Annotated in this window: 14 protein-coding genes, 1 other RNA gene and 1 pseudogene; 5 read left to right on the plus strand and 11 right to left on the minus strand. The window is 53.7% G+C overall.

Translation table 11 applies throughout. From position 1 onward, the window contains the following. Positions 1 to 103: 103 nt before the first annotated feature. The 6 genes from NFS31_RS18425 to NFS31_RS18450 form a co-directional block, all read right to left on the minus strand. Positions 104 to 1,348 (minus strand): AI-2E family transporter, encoded by a 1,245-nt coding sequence (locus NFS31_RS18425; protein ID WP_251498385.1) that lies wholly within the window; start codon positions 1,346 to 1,348, stop codon positions 104 to 106. 201 nt (positions 1,349 to 1,549) lie between these two features. Next, a non-coding RNA gene (gene ssrS, locus NFS31_RS18430) (6S RNA) lies at positions 1,550 to 1,729 on the minus strand. Positions 1,730 to 1,919: 190 nt separating this feature from the next. Beyond that, the gene (locus NFS31_RS18435; protein WP_251498388.1) at positions 1,920 to 3,242 is read right to left on the minus strand and encodes a pyrimidine-nucleoside phosphorylase; all 1,323 of its coding nucleotides are present in this window, start codon (positions 3,240 to 3,242) and stop codon (positions 1,920 to 1,922) included. A gap of 17 nt (positions 3,243 to 3,259) precedes the next feature. Next, positions 3,260 to 3,697 (minus strand): cytidine deaminase, encoded by a 438-nt coding sequence (locus NFS31_RS18440; protein WP_251498392.1) that lies wholly within the window; start codon positions 3,695 to 3,697, stop codon positions 3,260 to 3,262. After that, positions 3,690 to 4,355: a deoxyribose-phosphate aldolase gene (gene deoC / locus NFS31_RS18445; protein WP_251498395.1), complete on the minus strand. Its 666-nt coding sequence runs from the start codon at positions 4,353 to 4,355 to the stop codon at positions 3,690 to 3,692. Before deoC ends, NFS31_RS18440 begins: the two co-directional genes overlap by 8 nt. Before the next feature lie 80 nt (positions 4,356 to 4,435). Next, positions 4,436 to 5,596 carry a phosphopentomutase gene (locus NFS31_RS18450; RefSeq protein ID WP_251498397.1) on the minus strand — a complete coding sequence of 387 codons (1,161 nt, stop codon included), beginning with the start codon at positions 5,594 to 5,596 and terminating at the stop codon, positions 4,436 to 4,438. A gap of 187 nt (positions 5,597 to 5,783) precedes the next feature. Here NFS31_RS18450 and NFS31_RS18455 point away from each other — a divergent pair, with 187 nt between their 5' ends. The 4 genes and pseudogenes from NFS31_RS18455 (at position 5,784) to NFS31_RS28375 (ending at position 9,076) form a co-directional block, all read left to right on the plus strand. Next, on the plus strand, positions 5,784 to 7,790 hold the full coding sequence (locus NFS31_RS18455) for a methyl-accepting chemotaxis protein (protein WP_251498399.1): 2,007 nt from the start codon (positions 5,784 to 5,786) through the stop codon (positions 7,788 to 7,790). A gap of 189 nt (positions 7,791 to 7,979) precedes the next feature. Beyond that, positions 7,980 to 8,177, plus strand: a complete 198-nt coding sequence (locus tag NFS31_RS18460; RefSeq protein ID WP_251498401.1) for a 4Fe-4S binding protein — start codon at positions 7,980 to 7,982, stop codon at positions 8,175 to 8,177. Further along, positions 8,123 to 8,743 (plus strand): annotated as a pseudogene (locus NFS31_RS18465) (4Fe-4S binding protein); the annotation flags it as partial. The gene NFS31_RS18460 and the pseudogene NFS31_RS18465, both read left to right, overlap by 55 nt. 144 nt (positions 8,744 to 8,887) lie before the next feature. Continuing rightward, a complete protein-coding gene (locus NFS31_RS28375; protein ID WP_416389483.1) occupies positions 8,888 to 9,076 on the plus strand; it encodes a DUF6783 domain-containing protein in 189 nt (62 codons plus the stop codon). Positions 9,077 to 9,173: 97 nt separating this feature from the next. On the opposite strand, the gene NFS31_RS18470 is transcribed toward NFS31_RS28375, so the two are convergent. Beyond that, positions 9,174 to 10,313: a hypothetical protein gene (locus tag NFS31_RS18470; RefSeq protein ID WP_251498405.1), complete on the minus strand. Its 1,140-nt coding sequence runs from the start codon at positions 10,311 to 10,313 to the stop codon at positions 9,174 to 9,176. A 175-nt stretch (positions 10,314 to 10,488) separates the two neighbouring features. Further along, positions 10,489 to 11,955, minus strand: a complete 1,467-nt coding sequence (locus NFS31_RS18475) for an MBOAT family O-acyltransferase (protein WP_251498407.1) — start codon at positions 11,953 to 11,955, stop codon at positions 10,489 to 10,491. A gap of 467 nt (positions 11,956 to 12,422) precedes the next feature. Between NFS31_RS18475 and NFS31_RS18480 the strand changes: the two genes are divergently transcribed. Then, a complete protein-coding gene (locus NFS31_RS18480) occupies positions 12,423 to 13,142 on the plus strand; it encodes a hypothetical protein (protein ID WP_251498409.1) in 720 nt (239 codons plus the stop codon). Positions 13,143 to 13,253: 111 nt separating this feature from the next. Here the strand turns inward: NFS31_RS18480 and NFS31_RS18485 are convergent, their stop codons facing one another. From NFS31_RS18485 to NFS31_RS18495, 3 genes are all read right to left on the minus strand, one after another. Then, positions 13,254 to 13,649, minus strand: a complete 396-nt coding sequence (locus NFS31_RS18485) for a VOC family protein (protein WP_251498412.1) — start codon at positions 13,647 to 13,649, stop codon at positions 13,254 to 13,256. Positions 13,650 to 14,050: 401 nt separating this feature from the next. Continuing rightward, positions 14,051 to 14,308: a TfoX/Sxy family protein gene (locus tag NFS31_RS18490; RefSeq protein ID WP_251498415.1), complete on the minus strand. Its 258-nt coding sequence runs from the start codon at positions 14,306 to 14,308 to the stop codon at positions 14,051 to 14,053. A gap of 128 nt (positions 14,309 to 14,436) precedes the next feature. Continuing rightward, positions 14,437 to 14,823: an ACT domain-containing protein gene (locus tag NFS31_RS18495; protein ID WP_251498417.1), complete on the minus strand. Its 387-nt coding sequence runs from the start codon at positions 14,821 to 14,823 to the stop codon at positions 14,437 to 14,439. Positions 14,824 to 14,842 lie beyond the last annotated feature (19 nt).

Here is a 14,842-nt window from a genome sequence, read left to right on the forward strand (position 1 = left end):
ATGTCCCGCACATCATCGCGATCACATGCCGCCGCTCAGATGGCCTGAAAATCAGTAACAGTCCAGTTAGCCTGAACTGTTACGAAAAACGCAAAATTTTACTCTATTTCACAAATTTCCCGCTCGTCTCATCGATATGATCCAGATTTTTATAATCCTCTGTCACCATGGACAATTTCTTCTTATTTAAAGAATGATGCACGGCACGCGAGATCAGATCGTAGATTACCGCAAACACCGGCACGGCAATGATCATCCCCACAAAGCCGAACAGCCCCCCGAACAGCAGGATGGAAAACAGCACCCAAAAGCTCGACAGCCCTGTCGAATTCCCGAGAATCTTCGGGCCCAGGATATTTCCGTCAAACTGCTGCAGAAGCAGGATCCACAAAAGAAAATACAGACATTTCACCGGGCTGACCAAAAGCACCAAAAAACCGGCCGGGACCGCCCCGAAAAAGGGTCCGAAAAAGGGGATCACATTCGTCACGCCCACAATCACGCTTAAAAGCAGCGGAAACGGCATATTCATCAGGGACACGCCGATAAAGCAGATAATCCCGATAATCAGCGAATCAACCAGCTTGCCGATAATAAAGCCCCCGAACATCTGATTGACCAGGCGCATCTCCTCCACCACGCTGTTGGCCCAGCGGATACTCAGGCAGCTATACACGATCTTTTTCGCCTGCGCAATGAGGACATCCTTAATATTTAACAGATACACCATCACGATCAGGCCGATGAGCCAGTTCTTGACAAAGCCCAGAAGCCCGAGAACGCTGCTCGAAACGCCGTTTAAAAACTCCGCCAGACGGTTCACGTCAATATTGATGAACGTATTCTCAAGCCATAGCTGCAGCTTTCCCACTGAGCTCTGGAGATTATTCAGTACAAACTCCTCCACCTCCGGATTGTCGGCCAGGACCTTTTGGAGCCAGTCATACAGGTTCTGCAGATAGGACGGAAATGAATCCCGAAGCCCCATCAGACTGTCCCGCATCTGCGGAATCAGCATCCGGATCAGGCCGGACACCACGGCCAGGATAACGGCCAGGCATACGATCGTCCCCGCCGCCCCCGAAACCGCGGCGACGTGCCGCTCCTCCTTCCAAACCCGGCCCAGCGCCTTTTTGACCGCTGCCGCTGTCCGGTTATAGATCGGGGCCAGCAGATACGCCAGCACCGCGCCGTAGATGATGGGCGCTATGATCCCCAGAATCCGCTTAAATCCCCCGCACACGGACTCCCAGTATTCCACACAATACCAGAAGAGGATACACGTCGCAATCACCGATACGGCCGTTATTCCCATGTATATATATCGTTTTATATCATTCTTTTCCATTGAGCCCACTTTCCTGTCTGTTCTTTACGAAGTGATGCGCATGCAGGGCGCCTGCCCGCTATGCGCGGCCATTTTCTACCACAATCAGTATACAGGATGGCACTTTTTTTGGCAAGTGATATAAACGAAAAGATTTCTTAGGATATGCAGACGTCTGTACATGAAAAAATAAAGCAGCGATTTCTCGCTGCTTTTATCCTTTGTAACCCCAAAATGCCGGTTCTTACAGTATTGACGCCTAGCGCTGCTAGGTGGGCAACCTCACTTAAACTTCTGCCTTCCACTCAAAGGAGGCCTGGCATCCGCTTAAAAATATTGGAATCCCGTTGGTCAAAATGTAGGTTCAAAAAAAGTAAGAGTTGTCGAACATTTCAGGAGTTACAAATATTTATCGGATATCGCTATTATACAACAGGACTGACGATTTTTCAAGTTCCATTTGATAGCTTCTTTTCCATTTTTTCAGAAAACGCGTTGAGGTTCAGATAACCTCTGAAGCGCTGCAAAAAAATCCCGTTTATCATCGAACCTGAATATCTCAGCCCCAAACATGCCCTCATCTTTCAAAGCCTCAGAACATCTCTGCCCCATCCCCTGTCACGCGCGCGTAGATCCACTTCCTCTCCCCGGGCTTTTCCCCTTCTATCCGGTAGGAAGCCAAAAGCCTCTCCTTCGCCGCGCCAAACAGCGCTTCATCCGACGCGTAAAGCTCTGCCAGGACCTCGCCCTTCTCCACCGCGTCGCCGTATTTCTTCTTCAATATAATCCCGGCTGAGCTGTCGATCGCGTCGTCCTTTTTGCTTCTGCCCGCCTTTAAGAGCACAGACGCCACGCCGCAGCCCTCTGCATCCATCCCGGCCACATAACCGCTCTCCGGCGCTTTGACACCGAGCATGAACGGCGCCTTCGGGAAGCGCTCCGGATTTTCTATAAACGAACGATCTCCGCCCTGCGCCTCCACCATGGCAAGAAGCGTGTCAAACGCGCGGCCGTCCTCCAGGACTTCCAATGCCATCCCATAGCACGTCCCGGCGTCTCCTCTTCCGGCCGTGTGCAGCATCTCCGCCGCAAGGCGCAGGCTGACCTCCTTTAAATCCTCCGGACCGCGGCCGCGAAGCGTCTCGGCCGACTCGATCACCTCCAGGGAATTTCCGATGGCAAAGCCCAGCGGCACGTCCATATCCGTAATCAGGGCCGTGCAGGCGCGGCCTGCGCCGATGCCGATGGAGACCATCTTCCGGGCCAGGGTAACCGAGTCCTCCAGCGTCTTCATAAACGCCCCGCTCCCGGTCTTTACATCCAGCACGATCCCGTCGCTTCCGGCCGCCAGCTTCTTGCTCATAATCGAGGACGCGATCAGCGGGATACTGTCCACGGTCGCGGTCACGTCCCGCAGGGCGTACAGCTTTTTATCCGCCGGGACGAGGTTGCCGCTCTGGCCTGCCACCGCGATCCCGGTCCGCTTTACGATATCAAAAAACTCCTCCCTCGGGACCGAGGTCTGAAACCCGGGTATAGACTCCAGTTTATCGATCGTCCCGCCCGTATGCCCCAGGCCGCGGCCGGACATCTTGGCCACCCGCACGCCAAGCGCCGCCACAATCGGACCCACGATCAGCGTCGTCTTGTCTCCCACCCCGCCTGTGCTGTGCTTATCCACCTTAAAGCCCTGGATGGGGGACAGATCCACCATATCGCCTGAATGGGCCATCTCCAATGTAAGGGCGGTTGTCTCCTCATCATCCATTCCGCTGAAATAAATGGCCATCAGCATGGCGGACATCTGGTAATCCGGGATCGCCCCTGACACATACCCCTGAATCATAAACCGGATCTCCTCCCGGCTCAGCGCGCCCCCTCGTTTCTTTTTTTCAATCAAATCATACATCCGCATCCCCGTAAACCTCCTCCTTAAGCCAGATTACCGGGCCCGAAGCTTAAGGGAAGCAGCTCCTCAAGCGTCATTTCCCGGTACTCCGAACACGATTTTGCCAGAAGAACCTTAAACGCTTCCGGACGGCAGAATTCCCGCATGACCTGGCGGCAGACCCCGCAGGGCGGGCAGAAATCCGCCGCCTTCCCATCCGTCCCCCCGCAGACGGCAATAGCCTTAAAATCGCGTTTTCCCTCGCTCACCGCCTTGAAAATCGCGGTCCGCTCCGCACAGTTCGTAGCCGGATAGGACGCATTTTCAATATTGACCCCTGTATAAACCGTCCCGTCCGCACACAGGAGCGCCGCCCCTACGTGAAAATGGGAATAGGGAACATACGCCTGCGGCAATACCTCAAACGCCGCGCGGATCAGCGCCTGCGCCTCCTCCTTTGTCAGATCATAGGCCTTATCCATTCGTTCCCTCCATCTCCTTCACCAGCTTCACCACCCGGCTCGTGCCCAGGCGATCCGCGCCCATCTTAAGGAACCGCTCTGCATCCTCCATGGAGCCGATCCCGCCTGCGGCCTTGATCTTCACCCCCGGGCCCACATGCTCTGCAAACAGGCTCACATCCTCAAAGGTGGCGCCCCCTGTGGAAAAGCCGGTGGAGGTCTTGATAAAATCAGCCCCGGCCTCTGTGACCAGGCGGCACATGGAAATCTTCTCCTCCCGCGTCAGCAGGCACGTCTCGATGATCACCTTCAAAATCCGGCCCTGGCAGGCTTCTTTCACAGCCCGTATCTCCGCCAGGACCTGATCCCCACGGCCGCTCTTTAACGCGCCGACGGGAATCACCATATCGATCTCATCCGCCCCGTCCGCCACGGCGTTCTCCGTCTCAAATACCTTGACCGCCGTTGTGTTATACCCGTTCGGGAAGCCAATCACGGTGCAGACCGTAAGGCTTTCCTTTCCATATTCCTTTGCCTGCTTTACAAAACAGGGCGGGATGCACACAGAAGCCGTCTGATACCGCAGCGCGTCGTCGCAGAGCGCCTGAATCTGCTCCCAGGTACACTCCGGCGCCAGGAGCGTGTGATCCACAGCCCCTAAAATCCGTTTTATATCCATTTTACAAACCGTATCCTTTCCTGAAAATATACGGGAGACGCCATAAACGACGATTAATGACGTCTCCCCCCTGCCCTTTGCTATACGATCTCGTTCAGGAAGCTCTTACCCGCCGTCTCTCCTTCCACCTCCAGATAGTCGAGAATGGTCGCCGCGATATCGGCAAAGCTCGCCCGCGTTCCCAGATTCACGCCTGCCCGGACGGAAGGCCCGGCGATCACAAGAGGCGTATATTCCCTCGAATGATCCGTGGACGGCGTGCTGGGATCGCAGCCGTGATCCGCTGTGATCATGAGAATATCCTCCTCTCCCAGCATAGCCAGAAGCTCCGGAAGACGCCTGTCAAAGTACGTCAGGGCCTTTGCATAGCCCTCCACATCATTCCTGTGGCCGTAAAGCATGTCATAATCCACCAGGTTCGTAAAGCACAGCCCGTGAAACGCGCGCTTCCCCCACGCGAGCGTCTTGTCAATGCCATCCGCATTATCCACAGTGCGCGCCATTTCCGTAATGCCGCTCCCGGCAAAAATATCGTTGATCTTCCCGACCGCAAGCACGTCCTTCCCGGCCCCGCTGATGTAATCAAGCATCGTCTTTGCCGGCGGCTTCAGCGAATAGTCGTGACGCCTTGGCGTCCTCGTAAAGGGGGGCGTCCCCTCAAACGGACGGGCAATCACACGGCCCACCCCGTATTTCCCCGCGCACAGACGCCTTGCTGCCTCGCAGTAGCGGTACAGCTCATCGATCGGAACCAGATCCTCATGGGCCGCGATCTGGAACACGCTGTCCGCCGAGGTATAGACGATCAGATCGCCGGTCCTCAGATGCTCTTTTCCGTAATCCCGGATCACATCCGTCCCGGAATACGGCTTATTGCAGAGCACGCCCCTGCCCGTCTCCCTCTTAAATTCGTCCAGAAGCTCATCCGGAAAACCGTCCGGAAACGTGGGAAGCGGCCGCCCGGAAACCACGCCCGCAATCTCCCAGTGGCCGATGGTCGTGTCCTTGCCCTTTGACGCCTCGGTCATCCTGGCCACCGCTCCCTGCGGCGCATCCGCCGGCTCGCCGCAGTCCACGCCGTCAATATTAAAAAAACCAAGCCTCTGCATATTCGGCATGGAAAAAAGCGGGCTGGACGCCGCCGCCGCTACGGTATTGCTGCCCTCGTCGCCGTATTGTGCCGCGTCCGGCATCTCGCCTATCCCCACACTGTCTAATACTATTAAAAATACACGCTTCATATGTTTGAAACCTCCTGGGTTCATTATATCTGCTTTGAGGATAAATTGCAAGATTTGTTCAGGCAAAAGCACTTGTATTCCTGCCCGGACACTGGTATAATTATAGTAATATTGCACGATTTTTCATTGTATATGTCAGGAAAATCTGTCAAAAAAACGAAACTGAATTTTCAAGGGAGCAACAGGTATGAAAAAGACAACAAAAGAAACATCCCGGTCCGGTTCCGTCAGGCGGGGCTGGGGCATCACAGGAAAGCTGGCGTCGTCCATTGTTGTAAGCGTTGTGATCGCGGTGGCAATTCTGTTCGCCGTAGTCTATTTCCAGATGTCGCGCGCACTGCTTGACAAGAGCGAGCGCCTTTTGCAGACCACGACAGAGCGTACGCTCCAGGAGACGAAAGCCTGGATGAACACCACGCTGACCATGCTGGAAACCCAGCGGGACACCATCGAATACGAGGACATGGACGTCCCCGATATGACGGACTATATCAAACACACAGTCAATCAGAATCCCGCCTATCCCGACGGACTCTATGTGGCGCTGACAGACGGCTCCCTGCACCACGCCTCCTTTGTGGCCGGTCCGGATTACGATCCCACCAAAAAGAACTGGTATCAGGACGGCCTTAAGTCCGATGATTTTATTTTAGGCGATGCGTACGTCGATGAGAACAGCCAGTCCTATGTAGTTGGCGCTTCCGGCATTCTCCGGGCCCGGGACGGCTCTGTGCGGGGCGTCGCGGCGGCCGACGTGTATCTGGACTCCATTTCCAATATCGTCAGCGGCATCCGGATCGAGGACACGGGCGGGATCTTCCTGGTCGATACCCGGACGGACACCATCATCGGCCACCGGGATCCATCGGTCACCGGCAAGATTCTCAGCCAAATGAACGAGGGCATGTATGCCTACGCCGGCCAGCAGATCCGCCAGGGAAAGACCGGCCTGTCCCTGTATGACAATACATATATCCAGGTGGAAAACGTACCGGGCAGCGACTGGGTGGCCGTGGCGTTCGTCTCCAGAGGGGAAGTCCTGCAGGAGCTGCGCGAGCTGACGGCCTCCATGCTGGTGGTAGCGGTCCTGGCCGTGCTGGTGCTGATTCTCCTGGTAGTGTTCCAGGTGCGCCGCGTCATCGGACGTCCGGTTAAGGAGCTGAGCCAGGCCGCCACCCGGATCGCCGAGGGCGAACTCGAGCAGACCATCCGCTACCATTCCAGAGATGAGCTCGGCGTGCTGGCAGACGACTTTAACCGCGTCACCCTCCGACTCCGGGACTATGTGACTTACATCACGGAGATCTCGGAAAAGCTGCACGAGATTGCCACGGGCAATCTGGCCTTTACCCTGGAAAATGAATACGCCGGAGAGTTTAAGCGGATCAAGTCGGCCCTGGACGAGATATCCCATTCGCTCAACAATGCCATGGGACAGCTTCGCGCCGCCTCCAGGGACGTGGCTGCGGGAGCAGAGCAGGTTTCCGCGGGCGCGACGACCCTCTCCCAGGGTTCTACGGAACAGGCGGCTGAGGTCGAGACCCTGGCCGAGCACATTAATGCCGTGTCCGACAGCGTACACAAGATCGCCATGGGCGCACAGAAAGCCAGCGCCATCTCTGAGGGTGTTAAGACTGGTATTTTATCAAGCAATGACAAGATGCAGAATATGACCCTTGTGATCCAGCGCATCAGCGACAAATCGACTGAAATCCACAAGATCGTCAAGACCATTGAGGATATTGCCTTCCAGACCAACATCCTGGCTCTGAATGCCGCCGTGGAGGCTGCCAGGGCAGGAAGCGCCGGAAAAGGCTTTGCCGTGGTCGCCGACGAGGTCCGCGCCCTGGCCGGCAAATCTTCCGCCGCTGCCCAGGAGACCACAATCCTGCTGCAGCAGACGGTGGACGCCATGGACGAAGGCGTGCACGCCGCCCAGGATACGGCGGATTCCATGCTGAAGGTAGTCTCCCAGGCGGACGAGATGAATAACCTGATTGACGGCATTGCGAACTACACCAGGCAGCAGGAGGCTGACACCGCGGAGATCACCCGCGGCATTGATCAGATCTCCACGGTTGTCCAGACCAATGTCGCCACCGCCGAGCAGAGCGCCTCCGCCAGCGAGGAACTCTCCGGCCAGGCCATCATGCTGCGCGAATTAGTCGCCAGATTCCGGCTGCTAGATCAGTAAGGCGGCGTTACAGCCAGAAACTGAAAAACAACTCCTTTTTGATACGAATCCAGTTCGGCAATCCGCAATGTACCCGCAAAATCAGGCGCGGAGAGACTCCGGGAATACACCGTATCAAAAAGGAGTGTTTTTATATCCTTTCTCTGTATATATACATATACAATATAAAACACAAAAAGGAGCTTTATCATGGCAAAAAGAAAAGCGGTTGTCAGCGCCCGCGAATGCGTTGCCTGCGGATGCTGCATGAAAGTCTGTCCGAGAGACGCCATCTCTGTCCCGCAGGGCATCTATGCACAAATTGACCGCGAATTATGCATCGGATGCGGAAAATGTGCAAAAGAGTGCCCTGCAAGTATTATCCGACTGGAGGTGGCCGAACCGTGAACCAAAAAAAGAAATGGTATGATTACCTGTGGATTGCCTCTCTCACATACCTGATCCTGGGATTCTTCAACATCCTCTTTGCGTGGCTGGGACTTCTCTGCTTTTTTATACCGCTCCTCATTGCGGCTGTAAAGGGAAATAAAGCCTACTGCAACAAATACTGCGGCAGAGGACAGCTATTTTCCCTCATAGGAGGCCGGTTCGGGCTCTCCCGGAAAAAAGATATCCCTGCCTGGATGAGATCAGCCGGTTTCCGGTACGGATTTTTGACCTTCTTCTTTGCGATGTTTTTCCTCATGCTGTGGAACACCTGGCTCGTCTTCGCCGGCGCCCGGGATCTTCGCAGGGCGGTAACGCTGCTGTGGACCTTCAAGCTCCCATGGCACTGGGCCTATCACGGCGCCCTGTTTTCTGACGGCGTCGCGCAGTTTGCCTTTGGCTTCTACAGCGTGATGCTCACCTCCACTGTGCTGGGGCTGTTTACCATGATCCTCTTCAAGCCCCGCTCCTGGTGTGTATACTGCCCCATGGGAACCATGACGCAGCTCATATGCCGCGCCAGAAACGCGGCCCCGAAACGCAGTCCGGAAGAAGCGCAGGGCGGCGGGAAGTCAACACCCCCGCTGCAGACAACGGGGCATCAGGCTGGCAGCGCTGCAGAGCAGCGGGATATTTGACCCTCGCAGCAGCCGTCAAATGTGCATGCAGGCATGCCCGCTGCTAGAGCGTGTTTGAAAATTCATTCCTGGCATCTGCACGCCCCACTTCGCGGTATATTTGTGCCAAATTCACTTAACGCAGCCCGCTGCGCCGCGGTCATTTGGCCCAAATCTCCCACAAAGCGGAACGCACATCTGGCAGAAAGTATTTTTCAAACACGCTCTAGCGGAAATACATAACTGCCGCATCGTGCGCTGGATTTTTCTTCGAGAGCGCCGCCCCCAATCAGGCGCATAGCGGGCTATGGAACTGATTGGGAGGCGGCGGCCTCATCCCTCACTCTCCCTCAAATATGGCGTCATACTCATACGAAAAATAGAATTCCTCTATGCTCTCCAGATATGCCTCATAATTCTCCGCCGTAATCCTGTGTTCCCCCTCATGCATCCACTCCAGTATCATCGCGTTCACTGCCTCGCTGTAATGCGCCATATCCTTATAGTTATTCAGATCGCACACCAGTTCAAAACAGTCGCTGAACGAATACAGCTCAATATTCTCCTGCCCAGCCAGCGCCTTTATCGCCTCCCGCTCGGCCTCAATATGCTGCCTCAGCGTCCCGCTCTGCTTCAGTGAATCCCAGTACACGATGCTGTAGGGCGAAAAAAACACCAGGAACGTCGTATCCGGGCATTCCCTTGCCAGAGACAGCACATTCTGCTCCAGAGAGCCCCGGATGCGCTCCTTAAGCTCCATCGAAAGACCTTCCTGTTCCGCGCTTTCGCCGGGCCTCGTATAGCCCTTTAAAACCGGCTCCTTCCCAAAGGTATACGATGCGTTCCAGTTGGAATATGTATCAAAATCCGTGGTCGTTCCCCCGTCCTTCGTATACTTTAACACGCCCAGCGTATTGTCAAACAGCACGGACTTGTTCAGCACATATTTGACATCATTCCAGGGAATGTCGTCATACAGATACCAGGGGTAAAAATCATGTTCATAACGCATACTGTCTTTATCACTTAAAAGCATCGAATAATCCAGGCACCGCACCACATACTTCACGCGCTTTTCCTTTCGCAGAATCCGCGCAAGGCTGTCGTTGATCTCCTTATACGAGCCCCCGGAAAAAGGCGTCTTTACGGTTTTCACGCCCCACAGCCGCTCAAAATCCGAAGCCTTAAAATTCTCCGTCATGGAGGTCCCTGTGATCACCGCCTCATAGTCAAAATGGCGCAGAATCCCGTCGTTCATATATCTCTGGTTGTGAATCGGATACGCCAGCCCGGCCTGCGGTTTGTGGTAATGAAAAAACGGATCCACCCAGGCCGTAAGTCCCGCCAGGCCGCACAGAGCCGCTGCCATTGCCAGAAATGTGCACGCAAACCAGCGCTTCTCCCGGCCCGTCCCCTGTTCTTTGCCAGCCGCGCCCGCTGGCCGCCCCATTCTCCCATCCTCTGTTCTTTCATCCGCCATCGTCCATTTCCCCCTTAAATATTGTAACAGTTCAAGTTCAGGGCATCTTCTTGTCCGTCTGTGCCGGACAAGAAGCATCGGATGTCCATCCAATGTGGAATCTGGAGGAAATTTTGGATTTTAAGCAAGCTTAACGCCAAAATTTCCTCCAGATTCCCCGCCGTCTGAACGGTTATTAAAAATTAAAATACAGAAACGTGCTGACCCCGGACAGGGAAAAGATGCCCCACACCATCAAAAGCGCTGTCAGCGCGCCCTCCGAAAACCGGGCCGAGAACCGCTCCATCCTCTCATAGCTGTTTCGTTTCCCCAGCAGCACAACCAGGGCAAGCGCAAAGCAGCCTGCCATCCATACCTGCGGAAAATCCCGGTAAAGCCTGTCAAGACCCAGCTTCCCGGCCAGATAAAGGATCTCCTTAAGCTGAAACGCCTGGATGATATTCGCATCAATCGCGCCCATATTCAGGCATACCGCCCTCTTTAAAATCACCAGCGCCTGCAGAATCGAATCCGCGCGGAAAAACACCCACATGATATTCACAAAGGAAAACGTAACCAGCCAGTTAAGCGCCGGGTGCAGACCCTTAAAAAAGTCCGCAAACACCTTTGCCGCCACACAGAACGCGCCATGCACGCCGCCCCAGAGGACAAACGTCCAGTTTGCGCCGTGCCACAGCCCGCTGGTCAGAAACACAATCATGGTATTGAGGCACATCCTGGCTGTCCCCTTCCGGTTCCCTCCCAGGGGAATATACACATATCGGGTAAAAAAACGCGTCAGCGTCATATGCCACCGCTCCCAGAATTCCGTGATCGTAAGCGCCTTGTACGGCGAATGAAAATTCACCGGCAGATCGATATTTAAAAGTTTCCCGATCCCGATCGCCATATCACAGTACCCGCTGAAATCGAAATAAATCTGAATCGTATACGAAAGGATCGTCAGCCAGGCATTCGGCGCGTTCAGCTCCAGATAATGCGCAAAGCCCCAGTTCGCCGCATTGCCGAACATATCGGCAACCAGAACCTTCTTCGCCAGCCCCATGGAAAAGATAAAAAGCCCCTGCGACAGATTCCGCCAGTCCATGCGCCTCTTTTCCATATCCGAAAACTGAGGAACCAGCTCGTCATGCGTCACGATCGGCCCTGCGATGAGCTGCGGAAAAAAGCTCACAAACAGCGCATACCGCAAAAAACTGTAATCCGGTATCTCCCCCCGGTAGGCGTCAATCACAAACGAAAGCTGCTGAAACGTAAAAAAACTGATCCCCAGAGGCAGCAAAAGCCCTTTCAAAGCCATATCCGTCCGAAACAGCGCATTCACATTCTCCACAAAAAAATCGTAATATTTAAAATAAAACAAAACGCCCAGATTACACGCGATCCCCAGCAGCAAAATCCCCTTTCTGCGCGCGCCCACTCCCCCGCACACGCCAAACAGCCGGTAGATCCCATAATTAAACACGATACTGAACAGCATAATGGGCAGATAAGAAACATTGAAATACGCATAGAACCACAAAGACATCCCCAAAAGAAACACTTCCGCCAGCCCGTACCGCTTAAGGCGGTTCAGCAAGAAATAACCTGCCGCTGTAACGGGCAGGAAAAATAAGACAAACAGATAGGAATTAAACAGCATCTTTCGTTTTCTCCTTCAGCCTTTCTACAGCGGACCGGTAAAAACGCCCCGCCGTGGATTTCGTAGAATAACTAATTCTACGAAATCCGGCTGATGAAAACTTGCGCTATTTTCTGATATATTATTTTTTATTTCCTATTTAAATGATAAAAATGGATTATATTTTGTAAAAACCTCACAATTTCGACAGCCATTTTCCTTGAAATCCCCCATAAACCGTAGTATAATAGATAGAAATTTCTTAGAATTAGTTATTCTACGAACATGGAAGCAGCCGTCTGCCGCGGCGTGACATGGCCAGGCAATCCATTCTTAACAGTTCCTTATTCCCCGCCCCGCAGTAAAATGTATTCCCGGTTACCGCTAATGACAAACCGCCGCTCCCGTGCTATAATACATCTAGGCCGCCGTTTTCCGCACCGCGGCCGTTTCTGCAAAACACCGAAAGAAAAAGGAATGGTAGCATCATGAAGAAAAAACTTGCAAAAGCCCTGGAATTCATCGCTGTTGTCGCTGCGCTCGTATGCGGCGTCCTTGTCGGCAGGAACATCGGCGTCGAGTCCATCCTCCGGGGCAAGGAAGAGCCGGTTACCTTAGCCATGACCGAGGGCGGCCTGCCGGAGGATTACATCGGCATGCCCGCCGCTGACGACATCCCCCGGATTGAGGACGCCGCCTCCTGGGAGGATACCTGGCAGACGAGCTATGTAACCATTGAGCCTGAAGCGATCATCGGCACGGGGATCGGCCCCCGCCACCCGTGGGTTGACCCCTACATCAGACGCCGCCGGGGCGGCCAGAAAAAACGTCCGGAGGTCACGCGCACAGCCCTGGATATTCTCGACGAATACGGTGAATATTTCCTGCTGAAGCTCCCGGATCAATCCTATATCCTGGCGCAGATACCGGTTGACGACGCCAAAAAGCTCAAAGCCGGAAAGGATCTCACGCTGCCCATCGGCCGCAAAACCGCGGCGCACCGCCAGGTCCTCGCCAATATCTCAGACCTCTGCAGGGAGTATAACGTAAATACCGAAGGCGTATTCTATTGTATCAATGATAAATGGAACGAAAGCCATAATTTTATGGTTCTTCTGATACGCATCGGCGTCGTGTTCCTGATCACGATTGCGCTGGGGACGATCCTGATTGTGATCGTAGATAAGATTCTCAAAGTGGATGACTGAGCGCTTTCCGATACGATGTACTCTCGGAGTCCAGCCGCGCCTGTTTTTGCGGCTGATTTTCCAAGAGTACATTACTTAGATACGCGGCTGGCGCGAAACAGGCCCCTGTTCTCAGCCTCCTTTTACGAACGAGCCGATCTCAACCAGATTTCCCTCCGGATCCGCTACATAGCAGGTTCTCTGTCCCCACGGCTCTGTCACAGGCTCCAGAACGGGCTTCGCCCCGGCGGCCGTGACCGCTGCAAACGCCTTGTCCACCTCCGCATAGCAGGGAACGCTCAGCGCTATCTCATAATGGCCGTTGATCCCCTCCGCATAGGAAAAGGAGGCGCCTGTCATGGTTTCCAAATCCTTTCTCCGGTACAGCATAAACAGGGTGCCGTCCTTTTCGAGAAGCACATTCATCGCGTCCTCGCTCTCTTTGATATCAAAGCCCAGCACGTCCCTGTAAAACCGAACCATCACCGCCATATCCTTAACCAGGATCCCAAAACCGTCTAACTTCATCTTTTTTCCTCCAATCAGGCGCTGTGTACTCCCAAAGCCTCATCACGCCTGATCTTGCGAGATTCCGGGAATACATTATTTTCCGTCCCGCTTTCGCGCATATGAAGCAGCGGCGAAAGCGCATCCGTAAGCTTCATGGATAAATATAGCATATAAAACATGACGTCTGTATGTCATGTTTATGGTAACGAATTGTACAAAAATAACTTTAATGTACTCTCGGAATCTCGCTGCGCCTGATTTTGTGAGATGATTTTTTGTCAGATGTGCACAAATTTATGAGGCGTACGTGGAGCGTACGTTGATTAAATTTGGGTGCATCTGGCGGAAAATCAGCCGCAAAAGCAGGCGCAGAGAGATTCCGAGAGTGCATTTTACAGTTCCCGAAGTCTGAGAATCCGCTATTTTTTATGCCACGTATAAAATTCCTTCAAATCCGCTTTTACATCCTCCGGAAGCTCCGCCTTTTTCACCCCGCGGAGCGCGCCCTCCAGCGCCATTAGCCTGTGAATGCAGGCCGATTCGTCTATCTCCTGAATCTTCAGCCATGCCTGCTTCGCGCCGGCTGATCGCAGCTCCGCCTCCGTAACAATCCCCACCAGGGCAAGCTGCCCTTCCACCGTTTTCCCAATATTCGGCAGCTTCGACAATTCCCCCATCCTTCTTCCTCCTTTATCTGAATCTCATGATACCAGGGTCAAAAGGTCTGATTTCATTACCAAAATCACCGGCCTCGCACAGCACAACCCTGCTGCCCGCCGCGCCGCTTCCGTCCAGCATCACGCAGTCAAAATTTCTGTTCAGCAGGCGTTATAATCTGATAGCCCGCTTTCGCCAACACCTCCAGCGCTTTATGATACGCCTCCTGTTTCGTAAAAATATAATCTGTATTATAAGTCGATACAGCAAATATCCCGATCCCGTTATCTGCCAGCAGCGTAGAGATCTCAGCCAGAATGCCGATAAGGGAAAAATCCAATATCCCCTGAATCCGAAAGGCCTTCCACCCGTTCTCACATGCAGCCGCATTGCCGGGAACCTTATCTGTCCGGCATACTAATGATTTCTCCTCATCTGTCCTGCCAATAAAGCAAAACTCGCTTTCTATATCTGTCTGCGAATAATCGGCTACTTTACAAACGGAAAAATCGTACTCGATTGTTTTAATCAGCATATCTCCTCCCCGTGCCCGG

Source organism: Otoolea muris, from assembly GCF_943193115.1.
Lineage (GTDB): Bacteria > Bacillota > Clostridia > Lachnospirales > Lachnospiraceae > Otoolea > Otoolea muris.

Bases quoted from the DNA above. Each gene is read 5' to 3' on its own strand.
- NFS31_RS18470 (WP_251498405.1), bottom strand. From the start codon at position 10,313: ATGGCGGATGAAAGAACAGAGGATGGGAGAATGGGGCGGCCAGCGGGC.
- NFS31_RS18475 (WP_251498407.1), bottom strand. From the start codon at position 11,955: ATGCTGTTTAATTCCTATCTGTTTGTCTTATTTTTCCTGCCCGTTACA.
- NFS31_RS18455 (WP_251498399.1), top strand. From the start codon at position 5,784: ATGAAAAAGACAACAAAAGAAACATCCCGGTCCGGTTCCGTCAGGCGG.
- NFS31_RS18450 (WP_251498397.1), bottom strand. From the start codon at position 5,596: ATGAAGCGTGTATTTTTAATAGTATTAGACAGTGTGGGGATAGGCGAG.
- NFS31_RS18435 (WP_251498388.1), bottom strand. From the start codon at position 3,242: ATGCGGATGTATGATTTGATTGAAAAAAAGAAACGAGGGGGCGCGCTG.
- NFS31_RS18495 (WP_251498417.1), bottom strand. From the start codon at position 14,823: ATGCTGATTAAAACAATCGAGTACGATTTTTCCGTTTGTAAAGTAGCC.
- NFS31_RS18485 (WP_251498412.1), bottom strand. From the start codon at position 13,649: ATGAAGTTAGACGGTTTTGGGATCCTGGTTAAGGATATGGCGGTGATG.
- deoC (WP_251498395.1), bottom strand. From the start codon at position 4,355: ATGGATATAAAACGGATTTTAGGGGCTGTGGATCACACGCTCCTGGCG.
- NFS31_RS18440 (WP_251498392.1), bottom strand. From the start codon at position 3,697: ATGGATAAGGCCTATGATCTGACAAAGGAGGAGGCGCAGGCGCTGATC.
- NFS31_RS18480 (WP_251498409.1), top strand. From the start codon at position 12,423: ATGAAGAAAAAACTTGCAAAAGCCCTGGAATTCATCGCTGTTGTCGCT.
- NFS31_RS28375 (WP_416389483.1), top strand. From the start codon at position 8,888: ATGCCCGCTGCTAGAGCGTGTTTGAAAATTCATTCCTGGCATCTGCAC.
- NFS31_RS18425 (WP_251498385.1), bottom strand. From the start codon at position 1,348: ATGGAAAAGAATGATATAAAACGATATATATACATGGGAATAACGGCC.
- NFS31_RS18490 (WP_251498415.1), bottom strand. From the start codon at position 14,308: ATGGGGGAATTGTCGAAGCTGCCGAATATTGGGAAAACGGTGGAAGGG.
- NFS31_RS18460 (WP_251498401.1), top strand. From the start codon at position 7,980: ATGGCAAAAAGAAAAGCGGTTGTCAGCGCCCGCGAATGCGTTGCCTGC.